Source organism: Virgibacillus sp. SK37 (assembly GCF_000725285.1).
Classification (GTDB): domain Bacteria; phylum Bacillota; class Bacilli; order Bacillales; family Amphibacillaceae; genus Virgibacillus_Q.
In genome coordinates this window covers 3,208,399-3,231,905 of the sequence record NZ_CP007161.1, presented here as the reverse complement: position 1 = coordinate 3,231,905, position 23,507 = coordinate 3,208,399, and the positions used below count along the sequence as shown (strand labels likewise).

Below are 23,507 nucleotides of genomic sequence, written 5' to 3'. Positions count from 1 at the left end.
GCATGATTAGTAGAAGAATAAGTTTTTTTATCGAAAAGGACTTCATCAGGTTCACTCGTTTCAACTAGTAATAGTTACCAATTTATCTATTAATCTATTATAGTGTTTGCTGAAACGTTATACAACTCAGTTAGGGTTTTATTTGAAGAGCAAAAAAAAGCAATTAATCAAGCGTTTGATTAATTGCGACAGAGTGATTGGTTAGCCTTATATAAAATTACCACAGGGAAATTTAGACACTATCCTGCAAATTATTTCCCGGGAAATGACATATTTAGTCACAGCTTAATTTTATTTGTCAGCGATAACTTTTACATGGTATTTACGATGACGAGGTCCATCAAATTCACAAAAGTACACGCCTTGCCATGTGCCAAGCACCAGCTCTCCCTCTGAAATAATTAACATCTGAGCATGACCAACTGTGCTTGTTTTAAGATGTGCAGCCGTATTTCCTTCTGCATGCTTGTCTTGTGGATGTGTCCATGGGTAGGTCTTATCAAGGCGCATCAGCATATCTGTTTTTACATCCGGATCCGCATTTTCATTTACAGTAATTCCAGCTGTAGTATGAAGAGAGGAAACAATTGCAATGCCTTCCTGAATACCTTGTTCCTTTACCCATCCCTCGATTTCATGTGTAATATCCAACATCTCAGAATGCGAGTGTGTTTGAATATGAAATTCTTTGTTCATGTATAACTTCCTTTCAGTTAATAATTTTATTGTTATGTCCAGTATATATGTAACCATTCTACAAATAATTAAACTGGCGAAAGCGAAAAGTGATGTCACATCTCCGGGATGAGAGCCCGCACTATCCAAATGAGAGAGGCGCCCAGAATATGAGAAACCCAGGCGCCCAAATGAGAGAGGCGCCCAGAATATGAGAGACCCAGGCGCCCAAATGAGAGAGGCGCCCGGAATATGAGAGCCCCCGCCACCCAAATGAGAGAGCCGGCCAGAATATGAGAGACACCGCAACCCAAATGAGAGAGCCGCTCGGAATATGAGAGAGCCCGCCACCCATATGAGACAGGCGTGCCCTCATACGAGAGAACGCTTCATCCAAATGAGAGACCTAACACCCCGTATGATAGAGCGCCGTGCAATATGAGAGCCACTCCCACAACAAAACAGCTTACCCAACACCATCACAAATAAAAATATGGCAGTAATACATATGCCAAAATGGAGTTTAGATTATATTGTTATAGCCATATGAACTGTATAAAATTTAATTATAGCAATAATAAATCAAATTATTAATGATTAGGAGGGTTTTTATGGCTGAGAATAATGGGGTTCGTGCCAAGGTTCAACGCTTTGGTAGTTATTTAAGTGGTATGATTATGCCGAATATCGGTGCATTTATTGCGTGGGGGATTATTACTGCCTTATTTATCCCGGATGGCTGGTTGCCAAATAAGCAGCTGGCTGAGTTAGTTGGCCCAATGATCACTTACTTGTTACCTTTGTTAATTGGTTTTACTGGTGGACGAATTGTATATGATATTCGTGGTGGAGTTGTAGGTGCAACTGCGACGATGGGAGTTATCGTTGGCGCAGAGATACCTATGTTTTTAGGTGCTATGGTTATGGGGCCACTTGGTGGTTATTTGATTAAAAAAGTGGACCAATTGTTCCTTGATAAAATTCGTTCAGGCTTTGAAATGCTATATAATAACTTTTCAGCTGGGATTTTGGCGGCATTCTTAGCTATTGCAGCTTCGCTTGGAATTGGACCAGTCGTAGAATCGTTGAATCAAATTCTGGCAGCAGGAGTAGAAGCAATTATTGGTGCTGGATTAATTCCGCTGGCAAACATCATTATTGAACCAGCGAAAATTCTGTTCTTAAATAATGCAATCAATCACGGTATTTTAAGTCCAATTGGAATCGAACAGGCTTCAGAAACTGGAAAGTCCATCCTGTTCTTATTAGAAGCAAACCCAGGACCTGGATTAGGAATTTTATTAGCATTTACTATTTTCGGGAAAGGTATGTCGAAGAGCTCTGCACCAGGAGCAGCGTTAATCCACTTTGTTGGTGGTATTCATGAAATTTACTTCCCATATGTGCTAATGAAGCCTGCACTTGTATTAGCAGCTATTGGTGGGGGAATTAGTGGTGTCTTCACATTGACTTTGTTTGATGCTGGGTTACGTGCACCTGCCTCTCCAGGAAGTATTATTGCCGTCCTTGCAATGACAGAGAAGGGGAGCTATGTCGGAGTTATATTAAGTGTGATCATCGCGACAGCAGTTTCATTCCTAATCGCTGCAATTATCTTAAAGACAAGCAAAACAGAAGAAGCGGATTTGACTGCTGCAGCTGGTAAAATGGAAGAAATGAAAGGGAAGAAGAGCTCCGTAGCAGGAACGTTCGCTAACACGGAACAAGAGGAACAACAGGTTGTTAAAAAATCAAATGATAATGTCGATAAAATTATCTTTGCCTGTGATGCCGGTATGGGCTCTAGTGCAATGGGTGCTTCGTTATTGAAGAACAAATTTAAAAAAGCTGATATCGATATTGCCGTAACAAACAAGGCGATAAATGACATTCCTGAAGATGCCGATATTGTCATCACCCATAAGGATTTGACTACAAGAGCAAAAGACAAAATGCCGGAAGCAGAACATATTTCCGTAGAGAACTTCTTAAATAGTCCTGCATATGACGACTTAGTGAACCGTTTTAAATAAAGTTTGAATTTGTTTAAGAGGGGAGGTGGGTAAGCTGTATATAGCATCTAGGGAACGCAAATTGCTGTCGATTTTATTGGACGCAAGAGGCGAAGTAAAGGTGAAAGAGCTGGCAAAGTTGCTGAATATCAGTGATCGTACAGCACATCGGGACTTAAATCAGGTCGAAACAACCGTTGCTAAATTTAATTTGCAATTAAACAGAAAGCAAGGAATAGGTATAAAGCTTTCTGGGCAGGAAGAAAATATTCACAGATTGCAAGCAACCATTGCCAGCTTAGAGCAAACCGATTACACCATAGAGGAAAGACATGCGATTATATTCCTCATCCTTTTTGAAGCAGATGAACCTGTTAAATTATTTACTTTTGCTAACGAGTTGAACGTAACAAATGCGACGATCAGCCATGACCTTGATCAAATGGAGGAACATTTGAATAAATACGGATTGCGGGTTTATCGGAAGCGTGGGCTAGGAGTAGAACTGGAAGGTACGGAAGCTGCTAAAAGAAAAGCGATCAGTAGTTTTATAGCTGATTTCCTTGATCCATATGAATATATAACAATGGCAAAAGAGACGCTTAATAAACAATCGAGCTCCCCACAAAATAGTATATCCAATCGGCTGCTTGGTCTTGTTAATCCGCAGAAGCTGGAACGGATTGAAGAAGAGGTTCAACAAGTTGTTGGTAAACTTTTACCCAACTTGGCGGATAGTGCCTATATTGCGCTCGTTGTTCATTTAGCTCTTGCAGTACAGCGTTTAGAAAAAGGGGATCATATAAAGTTTGATCCAAAATACTTGGAAGAGCTTCGTACAACAAACGAGTTCTCCACAGCAAGTCAATTAATTCGCAGGCTGGAGCAGAGCTTACATCTATATATACCAAATGATGAGATAGGCTATATTACGATGCATCTGATGGGAGCTAAACTTCGTGTAGAGCAAAATTATATGATAGAGGATTCAAGTATGGATACCGCTTATATCGCTAAAGAATTAATCTCGTATGTCAGTCATCGTCTCCATGTGGGTCTATCAGAAAACTTCTCGCTGTTAAATGATTTAGTTACCCATTTAAAGCCGGCAGTTTATCGAATTAAGCAAGGTATGAATATAAAAAACCCAATGCTTGAGGAAATTGTCACAGATTATGAAGATCTATTTGAATTAATAAAGGAAGCTGTTACAGAGCTTTTCCCTGAAGTAGACTTTCCAGACGATGAAATAGGCTATTTGGTGCTTCATTTTGCCTCAGCATTGCTTTCCGGAGAATGGGAAGTTGATCTGCGTGCACTGGTTATTTGCTCAAGTGGAATTGGAACAGCAAAGATTTTGGCAAGTCGGCTTATGCAAAAGATACCCGAAATCAAACAGGTCGACAATCGCTCCATGTTTGAAGTAGAGGATATAAAGGCTGGTTATGATTTGGTTGTTTCGACCATTCCATTAAAAGAGGATGAAAACGACTATATTTTAGTATCACCAATGCTACAGCAGGACGAAGTGGAACGTATTAAAAGGTGGGTGCGAAAGCAAAAGCTTCAAAAGATAAACAAAAAGAAGCCGCAACAGGAAAAAGGAGAACAATCAAATGCTTATACCGAGAAGCTAACTGTCATGCAAAAGTATTCGGGGATCACTATCCGTTTATTAGATGCTTTTCGAATAACCCATCTTCCAGAAAAGGCATCATTATTGAATGTTTTAGAGAAGGCTTGTAAACAGCTTGCAGATGAAAAAGTCATCACAGATGAAAAAAAGGTTATTCAAAAGTTAATTGAAAGGGAACAGATTAGTGGACTTGGTATTCCTGATAAATCTCTTGCCTTATACCATACCCGGGACGATGCAATAGATAAAGCGAGCTTTACAGTATACGCCCTAAAGGAAGCAGTTACAGTAAAGGGAATGGATGGAAGTGATCAATCTATTACACGCATCCTTCTCATGCTTGCCCCAAAGGAAATAGAACAGGAAAGCTTAGAAGTATTAAGTTTTTTAAGTAGTCTTCTTATTCAGAGTGATAGCATAACTCGTCTCTTTGAGAGTGGTAAGGAAACAGAGATAAGAGAGTACTTATCGGAGCAGTTTTTTAATTTTATTCAACAAAAAGCTTAAAAAGGAGTGCATCACGTAATGACGAAAGAAATTTTAAGCATGGAAAATATCAAATTAAATGCGCAATTTAAGAATAAAGAGGAAGCGATCCGTTACACAGGCGAAATTCTAGTGGCAAATGGATATGTACAGCCAAATTATGTAGAAAAAATGCTGGAGCGCGAGGAAGTAACTTCCACGTTTATGGGGAATTTTGTAGCCATCCCACATGGCACGGAAGATTCTAAAGATGAAGTCATTGAAACAGGGATATCTGTTGTAATCACTCCAGAAGGCGTGAGTTTTGGTGATGGAAATACTGTTAAGATTCTTGTCGGAATCGCAGGTAAAGGTGACGAGCATCTGGAAGTACTTTCTAAAATTGCGATTGTTCTTTCAGAAGAAGATAATATTGAAAGTCTAGTGAAAAGTACATCAAAGGAAGAAATAATTCGTATTTTTGATGAGGTGAATTAAATGCTAGCAGTACATTTTGGAGCAGGTAATATTGGCCGTGGATTTGTAGGTGCATTGCTTTCTCAATCGGGCTATCACACTTTGTTTGTGGATGTGAATGAAACGATGATCCAGGAACTGAATCAGAGAGACTCCTATTACGTAACGTTAGCTTCAGAAACAGGAGAAACGTTAACAGTCAGGAATATATCAGGTGTAAACAGTGTTACCGATTCGGAAAAGGTAGTAGAAGCAATAGCCACTGCTGATATTGTAACAACAGCGATAGGACCAAATATTCTCCCGAAAATCGCGGGATTGATAGCGAAAGGCATTCAGCAACGTTTGAAGACAGATGGTTCGCCACTAAACATTATCGCCTGTGAAAATATGATAGGCGGCAGTAGTTTACTCAAGGAACATGTGTATACCTATCTTACAGAAGAAGAGAAGCAATTCTGTGAAGAAAATATTGGTTTCCCGAATGCTGCTGTCGACCGTATTGTTCCAAATCAAAAAAACGAAGATATTTTAGCCGTTTCTGTAGAGCCTTACTTTGAATGGGTGGTAGAAAAGCCAGCAATCAAAGGGGCAATTCCCGAGTTTGAAGGTATAACCTATGTAGAGGATCTACAGCCATTTATTGAGAGAAAGCTGTTTACTGTTAATACTGGTCATGCTGCAGTTGCTTATGTTGGCAAGTTTCTAGGGTATTCAACAATTAGTGATGCGATGAAAGATGAAAAAGTACAGGAAATAATTCATCATGCTTTGCAGGAATCAGGTGAGGCATTAGTGAAAACCTATCTCTTTGATCAAGAGGAGCATAACCGTTATATAAAGAAAATCATTGATCGTTTTAAAAATCCGTATATCTCAGATGAGGTAACTCGGGTAGGACGTGGGCCTATTCGAAAGCTGGGTCCACAGGATCGGCTTGTAAGACCAGCACTTATGTATATTGATACAGTAAAACAAGAACCAGTATACCTGGCAACAGTTATTGCTGCTGCGCTAAATTATACTAATGATGAAGATGAAGAAGCTGTTAAATTGCAAACGATGATTGGTGAGTTAGGGTATGGAGGTACATTACAAGCTGTATCTGAATTGGAGATGAGCCATCCACTTATTCCGCTTGTAATAAAAGAGTGGAATAAACTCAAAAAGTTAGTTTAGAGAGTGAAAAAAGGAAGGATGTCGGAGAAAATTATTTGGCGTACCATCTAAAATGATAGTAAGATAGTTAAAAATCATTCTGCATAATAATATTAAAGCCAGGGACTGCTTCCTAATATGAGGGATACAGTGTCTGGTTTTTTTAATTAATACCTTTTATAGAAAAATTCAAATTTGATTTCTCCATAGAGGGCCTTGAATGGTAATGGTATAATATTATACAAATTAAGAGATGATCAGCATAAATTTAGTTGGAGAATCTAATTAGTTAGAAAGGATGAGACAAATCAAACTCGAAGTCATTGTACAAAGTAAGCAGGAAGCAATCGAGGCACTAAAACTGGGGGCAGACCGCTTGGAACTGGTATCTGCCATGAAAGAAGGCGGTCTGACTCCTAGCTACGGAACAATGAAACAGGTATTGGAAAATGTAGAAATCCCTGTTCAAATTATGGTCCGCCCGCATAGTTATAACTTTTTTTATACAGAAGCGGATTTTGAGGTCATTGTTGAAGATGTGAAAGCCATTCGGGAACTGGGTGGAAATCGAATTGTATTTGGTGCTTTAAATCAAGATGGTACCGTCAATGCATCCATGTTGAAGGAGCTTATTAACCAATTCCCAGAAATCGACATTACTTTTCATCGCGCCTTTGATGAAGTCACTTCACAGGAAGAAGCATATCAAACCCTATGTAACTATCCTTCCAATGTAAAGAGGATTTTAACGTCAGGTGGAAAACCCAATTGTATGGAAGGAAAAGAGCATTTGCGTAAGCTGGTAAAATTGCAGCAAGAATTAGGTGGCCCAGTAATTATGCCGGGATCTGGACTTACACCAGAAAACATCCAGGAGATCAAGCAGACAACAGAAGCGACTGAGTTTCACTTTGGAAAATCTGTGCGTGTAGAGCAGTCATTTGCGAATGGGTTTGATGAGGAGACTGTTGATGGCGTATTGCGGGTGTTGAAAGAGGGATAGTTAGTGAATTTAATGTGGCGGTCACCAGATATGAAGGTGACCGTCGTCAAATGAGAGAGCCCGCATCAAATATGAGAGAGCCCCGCATCCAAATGAGAGAGCCACGCACCCAAATGAGAGAGCCCTGCCCCAAACCAGCCCTCACCTCATCCTCGCACTCACTCACTCCACATCAAATCGAAAAGTTGTCTTTTTCTTATATGTTTCTCCAGCTTCAAGTCGTATGTCAGGAAAGCCTTTATGCTCCAATGAAGCAGGGGAGCCTTGTGTTTCAAAACAGACGCCGAGGTGCTTTTGGGAACTGCCTCCAACGAGTTGCAATCCTTCATTCAGTCCATTTCCAGTGTACATGACCATTCCTGGTTGGTCAGTGGCAATCTCCATGGTTCGCCCACTGATTGGCTCGGTTACTTTCACCTGTTTCGACGCATCCTCCTGAAAAATAAAGTAATGATCATACCCGTTACCGACAAGTTGGTTCTGCACATGTTCTGACACGATCCCATCCTGCAATGCTCGTCCATGGCGGAAGTCAAATGGGGTTTCGCCAACCTCTAATTTATGCCCAGTTGGGATCAGTTCTTTATCTAATTCTACAAATTCATTACTTGAAATTCGAACCTGATGTCCGGCAATGGAGTCTTTTAAATTGCCACGAAGATTAAAATAACTGTGGTTTGTCATGGCCAACACTGTCGGCTGATCCGTATCTGCTTCGTAGTCTATTACCAGTTCATTTGCGTTTGTTAGTGAATAAGTCACCGTAACACGCACATTCCCTGGGTATCCACTTTCGCCATCAGGGCTTTCATGGGTGAGTTTTACACCAACCGCTCTGTCTGTAGAAAAGGTTTCTGCGTGCCAAACAACATGACTGAATCCGTGTTTTCCGCCATGTAAGTGATGCTTGCCTTCATTTGCGTCCAACTCATAACGTCTACCGTTCAATTCAAAGGTAGCATTTGCTGTTCTGCCTGCAACTCTGCCAACCACAGCGCCAAAGTAATTTGGATTTTCTGCGTATTCTTCCAGATTTTCATAACCAAGGACGATGTTTTCCTTGTTGCCATCTTTGTCTGGTGCGATAAGCTTCGTAATAATTCCGCCAAAATTCAGTATGCTAACTTCCATGCCCTGATCGTTTGTAAGTGTATATTGCTTCCATTTATTTACGACCTGTTCCGATGTAATATGCATTGTTTTTCTCCTCTCCACTTGATGCAAAAATAACGGGCAGACGTCATCTACCCGTTATCCTATTTCTATTTATTCACTGTATCGATAAATCGCTGGAATGCTGCCAGTCCGGAATCTGTCTGTTTAAATACACCAGCATCTTCAAGTACTCTGGCAAACTTCTTACCAAGCTCTTTTTCTACAATTGTATTAACAGTTGCTTCATCACTAACTGTACCGTATTCCTGCTTCAATTGCTCTGCCCATTCCTGATGGTATGCAGCAACATCACTGGCTTCACCTAGTAAAAACTTTTTCAGCTCAGCAAGTTCTTCCTTCAAACGTGCTGGTAATACGGCAAGCCCCATTACCTCAATCAGTCCAATATTTTCCTTTTTAATATGATGAACATCGGCATGTGGGTGGAAAATTCCCATTGGATGCTCTTCTGTTGTGCGATTGTTTCGTAAAACTAAATCAAGCTCAAATTTATCGCCACGTCTTCTGGCAATTGGTGTAATCGTGTTGTGGCGTGTTTCCTCTGTATAAGCTAAAATAGCTGCTTCTTCATCGGAGTAATTTTTCCATACGTTTAAAATATGGTCACCAGCAGTGGCTAGTTGTTCTGGATCGTCTCCTTGCAGGCGAATGACGGACAATGGCCATTTCAAGATGGACGCCTGCACATCAGGATACCCTGAGAGCGACACGTCTTTAACATGCGCTGCGTTTGTCATCGCAAATTCATAACGGCCTGCCTGGTAATGGTCATGGCTTAAAATGGAGCCACCGACGATTGGCAGGTCTGCGTTTGAGCCGATAAAGTAGTGTGGAAACTTCTCCGTAAATGTAAGCAATCGCTGAAATGCAGTAATATCAATCTTCATATCCCGATGCTCTTCTGCAAGAAGAATACTGTGTTCATTGTAGTATACATAAGGTGAATACTGTAAATACCAGTTTTCTCCCCGAAGCGGCACCTGAATGATACGGTGATTCGCGCGGGCGGGATGTCCTGTTCTGCCATTGTAGCCCTCATTTTCCACACAGAGAAGGCATTTTGGATAATTCACTGTCTGCTTCATTTCCCGTTCCCGGCGAATTTGTTCCGGATCTTTTTCTGGCTTGGATAAATTGATCGTAATGTCGAGATCCCCATATGCGCTTTCTGCTTTGAAATGAATATTTTTGCGAATACGGTTCATCTGAATATAGTTACTGTTTTTGCTTAAATCATAAAAATAATCTGTTGCAGTTACAGGTGATTGACTGTATTTTTCTTCAAAAGTATGTTGAATGACGGAAGGCCTCGCCACAAAACAGTTCATTATATTTGCAGATAATATCTCTTTCTCATCCAATACATTTTCAATGACCTGCTCGGAAACTGCCCAATCAATGATTTTTTCTAAAAGATCCGGGATAGAGACATCCACAGTTTCCGGCAGCTCTTCGGGGAAAGAAGGGAGGCCAAGCTGATGCATGACCTGATTACGCACATAAATGCGGTCTTTCATTTCGATCAATCCTGCTTCCAATCCCTTTTCGATCAGGCTTGCGATATGTGTGTAGATCATTATTAACCCTCCGTTCCATAGCCGTTAGGGTGAGTGGAGTGCCATCTCCAAGCATCCTCCATAATTTTATCGATAGATGTTTGTTCAGGCTTCCAACCAAGGATGCGTTGGGCTTTTTCAGAGCTTGCTACAAGCTTACTTGGATCTCCGGGGCGGCGTGGCCCGCTAACCGCCGGAATTTCCTTGCCGGTAACTTTTCTTGCTGCATCAATCATTTCTTTAACAGAAAATCCTTGACTGCTGCCAAGGTTGAAAACATCGCTGGCTCCACCTTTTTTCAGATAATCAAGTGCAAGTAAATGGGCAGCAATCAGGTCATCGACATGGACATAATCGCGAATGCACGTGCCGTCTGGTGTATCATAGTCTTCGCCGAAAATGGTAATATGCTTTCGTTGTCCAAGTGCTGCCTGCAAAATAATCGGAACGAGATGTGTTTCCGGACGATGATCTTCCCCAATAACAGCTGATTCCTTCGCTCCAGCCACATTGAAATAGCGGAGGGAAACATAATTGACCCCATGTGCTTCATTGGTCCATTTCATCAGTTTTTCCATCGTAAGCTTTGTTTCCCCATACGGATTCGTCGGCTTAGTTGGCATTGTTTCTGTGATGGGAACTGCTTCCGGTTCACCATATGTAGCCGCAGTGGAGGAGAAGACAATAAATTTCACATTATGCTCCACCATTACCTGGAGAAGAACCTGTGTACCATAAACATTGTTATCAAAATAGGCAAGCGGTTTTTCCATTGATTCGCCAACAAGAGAATTTGCCGCAAAATGGATCACTGCCTCAATGGATTCTTTATTAAAAACATCACGTAAAAAGTCAATTTTGCGGATATCTCCTTCATAAAAGGTTGCCTCCGGATGCACTGCCTCCCGATGACCAGTCTGTAGATTATCGACAACCACCACATCATGACCTTGTTCTTTTAATTGATAAACCGCATGGGAGCCAATGTAACCCGCTCCACCTAATACTAATATGCTCATTAAAAATGCTCCTTTCTTTCTATAAAAGGGATTTGGAAAATTATGTTGGAAATTTGGGTAGCCTGGGGACGGTCCGAGACAGCGTCCGGCTGAACCGAGACACGAGGCACTCTTTCCGAGACATCATGCAGCTTAGCCGCGACACCGATCACTCTATCCGAGACAGGATGTGACTGTGCCGCGACAGCTGAGCTTCTTCCCGAGACAACATGCGGTTGAACCGCGACAGGAAGGACTCTCCCCGAGACAGCAACAGCCCCACCCGCAACAGAGCACCCCACACCAGCACCAGCCTAACCCCACATCTTATTCAGCCGCAGGCACGCTCCCTACATCATCTAATTTTTTTGCCCCATCAGAAATACTTGCCGGGTAAAAGGTTGCATCATAGCCAATTTGCTCGCGATAAATAGCATTAACTTGATCCCTGAATGCATCCTGATGTTTCTTTTCTACAATAGCAATTGCACAACCACCGAAGCCTGCGCCTGTCATTCTCGCGCCGAGTACGCCATCCTGCTTGCGAGCGGCCGCTACAAGGGTATCCAGCTCTACACCAGTCACTTCATAATCCTCTTTCAATGATTGGTGAGAGGCATCCATAAGACGTCCAAACTCAGACAGGTTACCAGCATGCAGTTCATCTAATGCCTTAAGTGTGCGTTGATTTTCCGTGACTGCATGGCGGGCGCGCTTACAATTGACCTCATCCTGAATTAAATGCTGATGCTTTTCAAATTGCTCATTCGTTAAGTCACCAAGACTGTTAATGGCAAGCTCTGTCTGTAAATCACGAAGAGCTGCTTCACATTGCTCCCGACGCTCATTGTATTTTGAGCCAGCAAGTGTGCGCTGTTTATTTGTGTTCATAATCATAATGATATGATCCTCAAGCTCTACCGGCGCATATTGGAAGTCAATTGTCTGGCAGTCTAGTAGCATCGCATGATTTTTCTTACCCATGCCAATGGCAAACTGATCCATGATGCCACTATTTACCCCAATATAATTATTTTCCACCTGCTGACCAAGCTTGATCATGGCAAGCCGCTCGATGTTTAAATCGAATAATTCCTCAAGCAGTACACCTGTCACCATTTCAATGGACGCAGAAGAGGAAAGACCAGCACCGTTCGGGATATTGCCATAATAAAGAATATCCATCCCAGCATTGATTGAATGCCCCTGCTGCTTCAGAGCCTGAATCATGCCTTTTGGATAGTTCGCCCAATCATGTTTGTCGTCATAGTCTAATTCATTAAGTTCACATTCAATTATACCTTTTTCGGAAAAATTGAGCGAATAAAACCGCAGCAGCTGATCATGTCGCTTCCTTGCCAATGCATACGTGCCAAAGGAAATCGCTGCAGGGAAAACGTTTCCACCATTATAATCAGTATGTTCCCCAATGAGATTGATTCTTCCCGGTGCAAAAAATGGAGCAGGGTGATGACCAGTTTGGAAAATGGATTGGAATTGGGTGAATAGGTCGTGTTCTGCCATAATGTTACCTCCAAAATAGATAGTTTACTGTAAACGCTTTAAACTTTATTAATTAATTTAATTAAGTTAAGATAAGGTAAGTTTACTATTAAAACACGTCAAATTCAATGCTTTATACACATTTTATAGATAAATATTTTTGAAATAAATCTATTAAACGATTCAATTCGAAGTAAAATATGTGCTAAAATAATTGGACAATAAGCTGATGTAACCTAAATGATTAATATTTATCTGGAGTATGATGATACAGAGAAAGTTTATTTACATAAAGTAATTTTAGAACGGGGTTTTGTGAATGAAAAGAAAAAATACTTTAGAAAATAAAATCAAAAAGTATTTTTCGCTTATTTTCTTTTCTATGTTAATAATTGTAAGCGCTATAATATTACAGTATACAAATAAAAATTTTCAGGAACAAAGCCATATATACTTAAAAAGCATGGTGAGATCAAATTTAGAGCTTTTGGATAGTAATTTTGGACGTTTGCAAAATCTCGCTTATGTTATAGCTGGTGATCCGACTGTACAAGCAGCAGTAGCTTACCGAAACCAAGCAGAAAAAATAGATTATTCCATAGAGTTATATAACCAGCGGAATGTCCATGAAAAGCTCAGACAGTTTAAGTTAATGCCATATATAAAGAATGCGGTAATTATCGGGGAGAAGGGAAAAGAATTATATTCATACAAGGAGTATTTAAAAGACAACTACAATTTTGAAAAACAGGGTTGGTTCAATGAATTAAATAAGATAGAGAAAAACTCTTACAATAATAGCTATTTCACTAATTTCCATAATACAAATTACTTAATAAATAGTAAGGGAGAAAATACTATATCCATGGTTACTCCCATACAAAATATGGGGGATTACTCTTTAAAAAATAAATCATATTTGCTAAACGATATAGATTTATCTTCTATCCTATTAAAGAATCCAAGAGAGAATGGTGTGCAACTAGCAATACATAATAACCAGGAGTGGCTGCAATTCCCGGAATTAATAGATGCTTCTAATGAGCAGATTAAAGAGTTAAAGAAGAGAATTAAAAAAGGGGAAAAGTATTTCTTATTGCATGGTAAAAGTTGGGGAGAACAGGACCTTTTGGTTGTAATGAATACTTCTAAAACTACCGGTTGGAGTATTGTTGGAATAAAAAGCCTGACAGAAATTCGTAAATCAGAAATTACAGTGCTGATATTCATTATCGGACTGATTATATTATCTTCTATTATCATTACGAGTGTTTCAGGAATGATTTCTAAAACGATATTGGTGCCAATGAACAGATTAATAATTAAATTTAATAGAATTGCTGAAGGGGATTATTCAGTTCGCTTTGAAGAAAATAGTAGTGAAGAAATAAATAAGCTTTCACACTCAGCTGAACATATGATTCAAAATATGACAGCACTTTCCGATAAAGTGCTATTAGAACAAAAAAGACTGTCTAAAGAACAAATGAAAGCCCTTCAACACCAAATTAACCCACATTTCTTAAATAATGTACTGCAGTCGATTAAAGCTTTTGCTGTTAACGGAGATACGGAAAAAATATCAAGACTAACTACGCTGTTAGGGAAGATGATGGCTTACTCTGTTTATCAGCCTTATGAAAAGGTGGCTTTGAAAACAGAGTTGAAATACACAGAGCAATATATTTCAATTCAAAATATTCGTTTTGAAAATAAAATTCATTACTCCATTTACTGTGAAGAAGGGTTGGAAAATGTGCGAATCCCTAAGCTAATTATCCAACCTTTAGTAGAGAATTCGATGAATCATGGATTTAAAAACCAGATGCATGGATTTTTAAATATATCTGTAGAAAAAGAGGATCAGGATATTTCTATTATTGTAACAGACAATGGAACTGGTATAAGTAAAGAGGAAGTAAGTGACATACAACAGAGTTTTATATCCAAAGACACTTATCATGCTAAAAAAAGTATAGGATTAATGAATGTAGATAAAAGGATCAAGAGTGAGTTCGGAGAAACATTCGGTTTGAAAATAGTTTCCGATAATAAGCGGGGTACGACAGTTATCATTACTATTCCAAATCTGGGAGAAGAATAGAGGGATAAAATGTTAAAGGTATTATTGGTGGATGATGAGATTCTCACAGTTCGTATGCTTCAAAGTTTGATCGACTGGAGACAGTATAACTTGGAGCTGGCAGGTGTGGCTCAAGATGGCGTAGAAGCTTATGAAGCTTTTGAAAAATACAACCCTCACATAGTCATCACAGATATTAACATGCCAAATATGAATGGGATTGAGTTTGTAAAAAAGGCCAAAAGAAGAAATAAACATACAGAATTTATTTTAGTTAGTGCATATGGTGATTTCTCCTATGTCCAGGAAGCTATGAAGGAAGGGTGCTCTGACTATATTTTAAAGCCGGTAGATGAACAGGAATTAAATAAAGCACTTGCCACCGTAATCGAAAAAATAAACGGAGAAAAAGAACAAAAACGTAAGATGGAAGAAAATGAAGAGCAGATTAAAAGATTGGAACTCAGCACATATATGAGGACAGGGCATGAATCCACTCGTACTAGAGATCTTCCCCAAAGCGGTTCTTTTAATTTTGAAAATTATTATCTACTAATCATTCAAATGAACCACAATACAATAGATGAATATGTAAGTATGCATAACATGGAAATGATGCAACTGGATCATATGAATGAGCTTTTGGATAGTGTTTTGAATAGCTACAAAAACATTTTATTTGAATATGAAGAAGATTCATGGGTGATTCTAATTTCAGAAATAAATCAGGAAGAGTTAAAGAAACTCAGCAAAGACATCATTCAACTTGTACATACCCATTATAATATAAACGTTATGGCCTGTTTTAGTGATGTCATAACAGGGATAAGCGATCTTCCAGTACAGTATAAAAAGACCAAACTTTTATCTCGTTACAACTTTTATATTGATTCGGACAATGTATTAGGGTTCGGATATAATTATAAAGAGGAAGACTTCAATCAAATTCCCAGTGCTGACCTGGTGAAGGAAGTAGAAGCTGCACTCAAAGAAAAAGATATCATGAATGCAGAAAAATTAATCGACGAAATTTTTTTCTTGTCCAAAAATATTAATCCCATGGATTTAGATTATATCTATGATATTTGCTTTCAAATCATTATGCTATTAAAAAATATCGTATTACAATATCATACGAAAACGGAGCAGAACAATCGCATATTAATGCTAACTTATCAGGATTTGTTGAACTTAAAAAGTTTTAAAGAGCTTAAAGAATTTATGTGGATTGCGATTGAACAAACACTCCAACAGGATGAAAAATCCCGAAATAAGTATAGTAAGATAGTAGAGGAAAGTATACAAATACTAAAAGAAAGATATAACGAAAACCTCACGCTTGATGGAATATGCAATCAAATTTCGGTAAGTAAAAGCTACTTCAGTTATTTATTTAAAAGGGAAGTAGGAATTAACTTATGGAGTTATCTTACTGAGCTAAGATTGAACGAAGCAAAAAGACTATTACTTGAAACCGATATGAAGAGCTGGGAAATCTCTTTTGAGGTTGGTTACGAAAATCCCAGTTACTTTTCAAAGCTTTTTAAAAAATATGAATCGATGACCCCTAATGAATACCGAAAACAGAAAAAGTAATATTGTGTTAAATATAAATAATTTTCTTTCTTTCTTTTAACTACAAATTTATTTATCCTAGATAGAGTCTATGAAGAATTTGGAGGCCTAAAAATGAAAATTAAAATGCAGGAGCAGGAATTTTGGTATGGAGGATATGTACACGAAGGTATAAATCAGCCTATTGGAAAAGATGACGTGTATAAAATTGATTTACGCACGAATCAAACCCCAAATCAATCCATGCCGTTGTTTTTATCCAGTAAGGGCAGGTATCTCTTTGGTGAGAAAGGATTTGTTATAAGCTTTGATAAGGGAAGTATTGAAGTAATAGGAGAAGTAATATATAAAGAAGGATTTCAAAATTTAAAAGGTGCCTACCTTCAAGCAATGTCTAATCATTTTCCCTTCGATAACAATAAATTAAGTATGGAGCTGTTTAGCAATCCTATTTACAATAGTTGGATTGAGTTAACCTTTTTTCAAAACGAAAAGGACATCTTGTCATATGCAGAGGATATCTTGAATAGTGGCATGCCTGCTGGGGTGTTAATGATTGATGATGGATGGTCGGATTATTATGGAAAATGGTCTTTTAATAAAGAAAAGTTTCCAGATCCAAAAGCAATGATTCAAAAGCTACACAGTCAAGGGTTTCACGTAATGCTGTGGGTAAGCCCGTATATAACTCCTGATACGTTAGAATATAGAGAGCTTAGAGATAAAGGAATGCTAATTGAAACAAAGGAAGGTAAGCCGTTTATCACGGAATGGTGGAATGGGTATTCTGCAGTACTGGACTTTTCAAACCCTTCTACGGCATTATGGTTGAAGCAACAGTTGGACCAATTATGTGATATAGGTGTGGATGGATTTAAGTTTGATGGGGGAGATAGTACATATTATCAAGAAGACAATGTGACATATGGTAATGTGACACCAGATGAGCAGTCTTTACTTTGGGCGAAATTTGGTGCACAATATTCTTTTAATGAATATAGAGTATCAGCCAAGGCGGGAGGAATGTCTTTACTCCAGCGTTTATGTGACAAGCAACATTCATGGGAAGAAAATGGTATTAAATCACTTATCCCTAACAGTTTATTACAAGGAATAACTGGACACCCATTTTGCTCTCCAGACATGATAGGCGGCGGTGAATATTTGGATTTTGAGGAAATGGAAGATGCTGCGCTCGACACGGAGCTTTTTATTCGCCATAGTGAAATAGCCTGTTTGATGCCGGCAATGCAATTTTCTGCAGCACCATACAGAGTATTAAACAATGAAGATTTCAAAAAGATTTTACTAAGTATAGAAATCCGAAAAAACTATCAATCTGTTATTGAACAGTTAGTATTACATGCTAAAGAATCCGGCGAACCTATTATTCGCTACATGACATATGAGTTTCCAAGTGAACCAGTACAAAAAATTACAGATCAATTTATGTTGGGAAGTAATATTTTGGTTGCACCCATTACTTCGAAAGGTGAAGAAGGCAGGAAGGTATACGTACCACAAGGAAGCTGGCAATATAGGGATAAGGTTATGGACAGCGAAGGATCTTACCATTACTTTTCAAGTCAACAGGGAGAACCTATTATATTAGAGAAGAAATAAAAGTTTGTTTTACGGGTATCGTAAAACTGATAAACACAGCTTTTGATGAAAGAGTTACAAATATATCAATCACTGTATAACAAAAATACTATTTATGCTCATGCATAAATAGTATTTTTGTTATATAAATAAGTAATATTTTTTATTTATCATCAGAAATTTCTTGTATACAATATAAACATTAAAAGAAAAAAGGGGTGTTTTGAGTGAAAAAGAAAGCGGTTACGTTGTTAATATGTATGCTTATGTTCGCAACAATCTTAGCGGGTTGTAGTGGAGAAACGAAAGGTAGTTCAGAGAAATCAGAGGATGGCGTAGTGAAACTTCGCATGATGGGATACAATCCGGAGTCTACTAGAGCAACCTACTTAAAATATTTGGATGAACAACTTCCTAATGTAGATATTGAGTTTGAATTCGTTGCACTTGATAACTTTAATAATGTATTAAATTCACAACTACAAGCTGGAGAAGGTCCGGATATTATTGAAGTGGGTGGAGAAACAAAACTATTAGCAAAAGCAAATTATTTACTAGATTTAACGAGTAAGGAATTTACGTCAAAATATACCGATTCTGGTTTAAAGCCATATTCCGTAGATGATAAGGTTTATGCTACACCTCTACAATCATGGTTTGAAGGGATCTTTTATAATAAAGCTATCTTTAAAGAAAATAATATAGAGGTTCCTAAGACTTGGGATGAATTTATTGCCATAAGTAAAGAGCTATCTGACAAAGGTATTAAACCACAAATAATGGGGGCTCAATCATGGGAGCCAATGATGAAACAAAGTATTGGTCTAGTAAACAATGAATTTTATGCAGATGAAGAGAGTAAAAACTTTGATGAAGCGTTTAATGAAGGGGAAGCAAAACTAGCAGAGGAATGGCTTCCAGCAGTAAAAGAATGGTCAAGAGTAATTGAAGAAGGTATTTTAACGGAAGAAATGTTGGGGCTCAGCTATGACCAGGCACTTGATCAGTTCGCTACCGGTAAAGCAGCGATGTGGGAAAGTGGCCCTTGGGCAGTAGAAACTATTATGGAGAAGAATCCGGACATTGAGCTTGGAATGTTTCCTATCCCTGGAAAAGAAGAGGGAGATGGTTGGTTAATTGGTGGGCCAGGTTCTGCGCTAGCGATAAATGCAAAATCGGAACATATTGATGAAGCAGTTAAAGTGTTGGAGATAACAGCAACTGAAGAAGCTCAAGAAGCTTTAGTTAAAGATAATGCGGGAAGTTCATTCCTGGAAGGTATGGCGGTTGATTTAGGAGAAATTTATGAGGATAGTGAAGGTGCATTCAAAGCAGGTAATGTATATGCCCCTTGGACTGCAGTATGGACGTCCGGTAATCCTATTGTTGAAGCATATGGAAAATCATTGCAAGAAGTTCTGGCAGGTGTAAAAACAGTAGAAGAGGCACTGAAGGATGCGGATGATGTTAACGAAAATTTACGAAACACTCTAAAATAATCCATTATTTATATATAGAGTTGAGGTGTTGGATTTGAAGAATGGGGCCCCCATTCTTCAATAACGCCTCATGCTTTATCTATTTTATATGATGACATGTAGAGAATAATGGGGAGGATTATTATGTACAACAAGCAACGTGAAAGAGTCTTTATGTTAATGATTCTTCCAGCTTTCATTGGATTTATGATTCTTTTTATTGCGCCCACAGCTATGAGTTTTTTCTATAGTTTAACAAATTGGTCTGTTTATAATTCTACGCTTGAATTTGTTGGCCTGGAAAATTTTAAACTTCTATTCCAGGATAAAAAAACAGTAGCTGCAATTACAAACACGATTAAATATGCTTTATTAATTACCATTTTCCAAAATGTGATTGCTATTTTGCTAGCGGTATTTTTGAATAAGAAAACTGCTGGAATGAATTTTGTTAAGTCTTTAGTTTTTTTACCAGCAGTATTGAGTATTTTAGTTGTTGGATTCCTATTTCAATATATTATGACTTCAGCAGATTACGGATTGCTTAACAATATAATTCAATTTTTCGGTGGTGAACCTGTAAATTGGCTCGGTAATCCAAAAATTGCACTTTACTCCGTATTAGCAACACAAGTCTGGCAATGGGCTGGTTGGTCAATGGTAATATATATAGCAAACTTAAAAAGTATTGATTCCTCGCTTTATGAGGCTGCAGATATTGATGGGGCAGGACCGATAAGAAAGTTCTTTTCAGTCACCTTACCACTGTTATATCCAGCAGTATCTTTTAATATTCTAATGAGCCTTATTGGAGGAATGAAAGTTTTTGATGTTATTTTCGCCATGACAAAAGGTGGGCCTGGTTACGCAACAGAAACAATAATGACTACGATGATTCGGGAAGGTTTTAATAGCGGGAGAAATGCCTATGCATCCGCTCTTGCGGTGGTCTTCTTCATAGCAGTATTTATTTTATCGCGAATTGTAATTACTTTCCTAAATAGATGGGAGAGAAAAATATCATGAGTAAGAAAAAATTAATTAAGAAACCTATATTTTTGCTAGGGCTTTTATTTATAAGTACCGTAGTGTTTTTGCCCATATATTATTTGATTGTTACTACCTTTAAGACACCAGCAGAAGCAGCAGCCAATCCATTAGGACTGCCTACCAGTTTGAATTTCTCGAACTATATAAATGCGTTAGAAGCAATGAATTATCTTCAGGCATTGAAGAATAACCTGATTATTACAGTTGTAGCTGTGGTATTTCTAGTATTCTTTGCCTCCATGGCTGCTTACGTAATAGCTAGAAGCAAAAAGAAGATCTTTAGAGTAATGTACTCTATATTTTTAGTAGGTTTAATTATCCCTTTTCAGATAGCGATCGTCCCATTATATCAAATCATCTCTGGATTACATTTGATGAATACACATATGGGCGTGATTTTGGTTAGTGTTTTTTGCATAAATTTACCGCTATCCATTTTCTTGCTCCGCGGATTTATTAATACTGTACCAATTGAATTGGAAGAGGCAGCATTTATGGATGGCTGTGGAACCTTTCGCTGTTTTTGGGTAATAATTTTTCCGTTGTTGAAACCTATTATCTCGACGGTGGTAATTTTAAATACGTTAGCTATTTGGAATGACTTTCTTACACCACTATTATTCTTGCAATCACCGGAAAAACAAGTTTTATTGCAGGAGGTATACAAAAATGTAGGACCATTTGCAACAAATTGGACGGCATTTTTCCCAATGCTAGTGATGTCAACATTGCCATTGGTTATCTTCTATATTTTCATGCAAAAGCGTGTAATAGAAGGTGTCGTTGCAGGGTCGGTAAAAGGGTAATAAAGCGATTTACAGATACATTTTCAACTCAGATTGTACAGTGTTTAAAGAGTTTGTATAATAATTTGTCATATACTTGAATTTATCACTCAAGTAATATTCACAAAATCCTTTTAAACTACTTATATAGATGGAGATGATGAATTGAAAAAAATTATTAGTATCTTGTTAGTAACACTTGTAGTTCTTAGTATGAATAGTATTAGTGTATTTGCGAAGGAGGGATCCTCCGAAAAAACAAATTCTACTAAACCTGTGATAACATTTAATCCTGATAATGGAGAAGGCATGAAACAATTAAAGCTTGGTAAGGGTGAAAAGCTTAGGGAGAAAAAAGTGCCATTTTCAAAAATCGAGAAAGAGGGATATGATTTCCTAGGATGGTTCTATGGTCCAGATAACAAATACGAAATGATCTTTCCGTACAAACCAGAAGGAGATTTAACACTTACGGCGAAATGGGGAAAGCATACCCCTGCAAGTCCAATAAATAAAGATGGTTATCGTTTGATCTTTGATGAAGAATTTAATCACCCTAATGGGAAATTGGATTCAGATTTATGGGTGGATCAATATCTTTCATCTTGGACAAGAACACCAAAATACGCTAAACCAATTTATAAAATAAAAGATGGCGCGATGCATCTTATGGTGAATGAGGATACACCTGCTTGGGCACCAGAGTATGATGGGGAAACAAGAGTGAGTGGGTTTACAACTGGGAATAGAAATGCACTTCACAATTGGAACGGTACGAATGTAGTACGAAATCCGGTCGATACGCAATTAACACATATAAATCAGTATGGCTATTATGAAATTAGAGCAAAGGGTCAAGCAGGATCCTCAAGACATTCAGCCTGGTGGTTAACAGGATTTGAAGATAGGGAAGACCACTCTGCTGAAATTGATATATTTGAAATATTGGGAAGGCAAAAGACCTCGGTTCCTCGAGCATTTCATGCCTGGAATGATAATGATGCATTTGCAGTTAAAGACCAAGGGGAGACTTTTACGAATCCAAATGCAAATTTCCACGATGAGTGGCATACATTTGGTTTGGATTGGCAAGAGGGAACGGGATCAGGTGCATATCCTGATAAATTAGTTTTTTATGTTGATAATAAGGTAGTAGGTAGTAAAAACGTAAATATTGACTATCCTATGATCCAGCTATTCTCTCAATATGAAAAAAGAGCAGGAGGATGGACGGGCCCGTGGGAATGGATGCCATATCCAAACACATTTGATATTGATTATGTCAGAGTTTACAAGAAGTTACCTGAAAAGAATGAGGACCACTCAAAGCAAGATCTTAAAGTTGTAAGTATTGAAGATTCCAAGGTAACAGCTGTTAAAGGACAGGCAGCTTTAAAACAATATACTTCAAGTGTGGAAGGGAATATTGGGGAAGTTTATACAGAACCTAACTTGCCAAATACAAAATCTTATGTGAACGTGACGTGGAGTGACGGTGTTGAAACCCAAGAGTTTGTTAAATGGGAGCCGATTACTGAAAAAGATTTGGAAAAGATTAATAATGGAGAATCGGTTACAAAACGTGGTATACTTCCACATCTAAAGCACACAAAAGGAGTGGCAGAGCCAACTCTACACGTAGAAGTTATTTTACCACCTCCATATACAAGTGAAAACTTAGGTGTAGCAAATAGTCAGGCAGAATTATCTAAACTGTTTGATGGAGTTCTTGACAAAAATAGTGGAGAATTTGTATTCAGCGGTAACCACCTGCCACATGATAAAGAAGTAGCGATTATGTATGATTTTCGAAAGGAAGTAACATTAAATTCAATATCTTTTACAACAAATTATGGTCAGGATCAGGGAATAAGAAAATTCAAGTTAGCAGCTTGGGATCAAGATAGTAATAGCTGGGTAAGTAATAACCAGGAATATAGTATCCCTTGGACGGATTCAGGTAAGACAGAGCTTGGAGAAACATTAGAAGTCGATATTGAAAATATGAATACGTCAAAAGTAAAAATTATTATTACAGATGTAGGACTGAAATGGATTAATAAAATGGCTATGCGCGAAATTGAGTTTAATTTAGCTCCTTAAAAGGGAGAGAACTAGAGACGCGTAGCAAATTAGAAACGCCTCAGAAAAGCCATAATCATTTTTAAATTTCAGCGGAACAATTACCCTAGATGAACCAAACTGAGATAAAAATAAAATAATTTGCATATAGGTCGAATTTATTCAAGTCTTCTAACGAGATTTCGAATGAGTT

General features: G+C 38.2%; 17 protein-coding genes. 12 read left to right on the top strand and 5 right to left on the bottom strand.

The window, feature by feature from the left end:
- Positions 1-291: 291 nt before the first annotated feature.
- On the bottom strand, positions 292-696 hold the full coding sequence (locus tag X953_RS16055) for a secondary thiamine-phosphate synthase enzyme YjbQ (protein WP_040956479.1): 405 nt from the start codon (positions 694-696) through the stop codon (positions 292-294).
- A 590-nt stretch (positions 697-1,286) separates the two neighbouring features.
- Here X953_RS16055 and X953_RS16050 point away from each other — a divergent pair.
- From X953_RS16050 to X953_RS16030, 5 genes are all read left to right on the top strand, one after another.
- The gene (locus X953_RS16050; protein ID WP_040956478.1) at positions 1,287-2,708 is read left to right on the top strand and encodes a PTS mannitol transporter subunit IICB; all 1,422 of its coding nucleotides are present in this window, start codon (positions 1,287-1,289) and stop codon (positions 2,706-2,708) included.
- 25 nt (positions 2,709-2,733) lie between these two features.
- Positions 2,734-4,830, top strand: coding sequence for a BglG family transcription antiterminator (locus X953_RS16045; protein WP_052350175.1), 2,097 nt, complete (start codon positions 2,734-2,736; stop codon positions 4,828-4,830).
- A gap of 18 nt (positions 4,831-4,848) precedes the next feature.
- The gene (locus tag X953_RS16040) at positions 4,849-5,286 is read left to right on the top strand and encodes a PTS sugar transporter subunit IIA (RefSeq protein WP_040956477.1); all 438 of its coding nucleotides are present in this window, start codon (positions 4,849-4,851) and stop codon (positions 5,284-5,286) included.
- Complete coding sequence (locus tag X953_RS16035; protein ID WP_040956476.1) at positions 5,287-6,444, top strand: mannitol-1-phosphate 5-dehydrogenase; 1,158 nt, start codon at positions 5,287-5,289, stop codon at positions 6,442-6,444.
- A 277-nt stretch (positions 6,445-6,721) separates the two neighbouring features.
- Positions 6,722-7,426, top strand: a complete 705-nt coding sequence (locus X953_RS16030; RefSeq protein WP_040956475.1) for a copper homeostasis protein CutC — start codon at positions 6,722-6,724, stop codon at positions 7,424-7,426.
- A gap of 162 nt (positions 7,427-7,588) precedes the next feature.
- Here the strand turns inward: X953_RS16030 and X953_RS16025 are convergent, their stop codons facing one another.
- The 4 genes from X953_RS16025 to X953_RS16005 form a co-directional block, all read right to left on the bottom strand.
- Complete coding sequence (locus X953_RS16025) at positions 7,589-8,623, bottom strand: aldose epimerase family protein (protein ID WP_040956474.1); 1,035 nt, start codon at positions 8,621-8,623, stop codon at positions 7,589-7,591.
- 65 nt (positions 8,624-8,688) lie between these two features.
- A complete protein-coding gene (gene galT, locus X953_RS16020) occupies positions 8,689-10,179 on the bottom strand; it encodes a UDP-glucose--hexose-1-phosphate uridylyltransferase (protein WP_040956473.1) in 1,491 nt (496 codons plus the stop codon).
- A 2-nt stretch (positions 10,180-10,181) separates the two neighbouring features.
- Positions 10,182-11,177: a UDP-glucose 4-epimerase GalE gene (gene galE, locus X953_RS16015; protein WP_040956472.1), complete on the bottom strand. Its 996-nt coding sequence runs from the start codon at positions 11,175-11,177 to the stop codon at positions 10,182-10,184.
- Between the two features lie 306 nt (positions 11,178-11,483).
- Positions 11,484-12,680 carry a galactokinase gene (locus X953_RS16005; protein ID WP_040956470.1) on the bottom strand — a complete coding sequence of 399 codons (1,197 nt, stop codon included), beginning with the start codon at positions 12,678-12,680 and terminating at the stop codon, positions 11,484-11,486.
- Between the two features lie 298 nt (positions 12,681-12,978).
- On the opposite strand from X953_RS16005, the gene X953_RS16000 reads away from it, so the two are divergent.
- From X953_RS16000 to X953_RS19220, 7 genes are all read left to right on the top strand, one after another.
- The gene (locus X953_RS16000) at positions 12,979-14,763 is read left to right on the top strand and encodes a sensor histidine kinase (protein WP_040956469.1); all 1,785 of its coding nucleotides are present in this window, start codon (positions 12,979-12,981) and stop codon (positions 14,761-14,763) included.
- A gap of 9 nt (positions 14,764-14,772) precedes the next feature.
- The gene (locus X953_RS15995) at positions 14,773-16,338 is read left to right on the top strand and encodes a response regulator (protein WP_040956468.1); all 1,566 of its coding nucleotides are present in this window, start codon (positions 14,773-14,775) and stop codon (positions 16,336-16,338) included.
- 93 nt (positions 16,339-16,431) lie between these two features.
- The gene (locus tag X953_RS15990) at positions 16,432-17,940 is read left to right on the top strand and encodes a glycoside hydrolase family 31 protein (RefSeq protein WP_040956467.1); all 1,509 of its coding nucleotides are present in this window, start codon (positions 16,432-16,434) and stop codon (positions 17,938-17,940) included.
- A gap of 206 nt (positions 17,941-18,146) precedes the next feature.
- Positions 18,147-19,418 (top strand): ABC transporter substrate-binding protein, encoded by a 1,272-nt coding sequence (locus tag X953_RS15985; RefSeq protein ID WP_040956466.1) that lies wholly within the window; start codon positions 18,147-18,149, stop codon positions 19,416-19,418.
- 123 nt (positions 19,419-19,541) lie between these two features.
- Positions 19,542-20,423: a carbohydrate ABC transporter permease gene (locus X953_RS15980; protein ID WP_052350174.1), complete on the top strand. Its 882-nt coding sequence runs from the start codon at positions 19,542-19,544 to the stop codon at positions 20,421-20,423.
- Positions 20,420-21,253: a carbohydrate ABC transporter permease gene (locus X953_RS15975; RefSeq protein ID WP_156958505.1), complete on the top strand. Its 834-nt coding sequence runs from the start codon at positions 20,420-20,422 to the stop codon at positions 21,251-21,253. The genes X953_RS15980 and X953_RS15975 overlap by 4 nt, the downstream gene beginning before the upstream one ends.
- Positions 21,254-21,397: 144 nt before the next feature.
- On the top strand, positions 21,398-23,335 hold the full coding sequence (locus tag X953_RS19220; protein WP_052350173.1) for a family 16 glycosylhydrolase: 1,938 nt from the start codon (positions 21,398-21,400) through the stop codon (positions 23,333-23,335).
- Positions 23,336-23,507 lie beyond the last annotated feature (172 nt).

Coding starts and splice junctions, on each gene's coding strand:
- X953_RS16055 (WP_040956479.1), bottom strand. CDS start 696: ATGAACAAAGAATTTCATATTCAAACACACTCGCATTCTGAGATGTTG.
- X953_RS15975 (WP_156958505.1), top strand. CDS start 20,420: ATGAGTAAGAAAAAATTAATTAAGAAACCTATATTTTTGCTAGGGCTT.
- galT (WP_040956473.1), bottom strand. CDS start 10,179: ATGATCTACACACATATCGCAAGCCTGATCGAAAAGGGATTGGAAGCA.
- X953_RS15995 (WP_040956468.1), top strand. CDS start 14,773: ATGTTAAAGGTATTATTGGTGGATGATGAGATTCTCACAGTTCGTATG.
- X953_RS16040 (WP_040956477.1), top strand. CDS start 4,849: ATGACGAAAGAAATTTTAAGCATGGAAAATATCAAATTAAATGCGCAA.
- X953_RS16000 (WP_040956469.1), top strand. CDS start 12,979: ATGAAAAGAAAAAATACTTTAGAAAATAAAATCAAAAAGTATTTTTCG.
- galE (WP_040956472.1), bottom strand. CDS start 11,177: ATGAGCATATTAGTATTAGGTGGAGCGGGTTACATTGGCTCCCATGCG.
- X953_RS16005 (WP_040956470.1), bottom strand. CDS start 12,680: ATGGCAGAACACGACCTATTCACCCAATTCCAATCCATTTTCCAAACT.
- X953_RS15990 (WP_040956467.1), top strand. CDS start 16,432: ATGAAAATTAAAATGCAGGAGCAGGAATTTTGGTATGGAGGATATGTA.
- X953_RS16050 (WP_040956478.1), top strand. CDS start 1,287: ATGGCTGAGAATAATGGGGTTCGTGCCAAGGTTCAACGCTTTGGTAGT.
- X953_RS16025 (WP_040956474.1), bottom strand. CDS start 8,623: ATGCATATTACATCGGAACAGGTCGTAAATAAATGGAAGCAATATACA.
- X953_RS16030 (WP_040956475.1), top strand. CDS start 6,722: ATGAGACAAATCAAACTCGAAGTCATTGTACAAAGTAAGCAGGAAGCA.
- X953_RS16035 (WP_040956476.1), top strand. CDS start 5,287: ATGCTAGCAGTACATTTTGGAGCAGGTAATATTGGCCGTGGATTTGTA.
- X953_RS15980 (WP_052350174.1), top strand. CDS start 19,542: ATGTACAACAAGCAACGTGAAAGAGTCTTTATGTTAATGATTCTTCCA.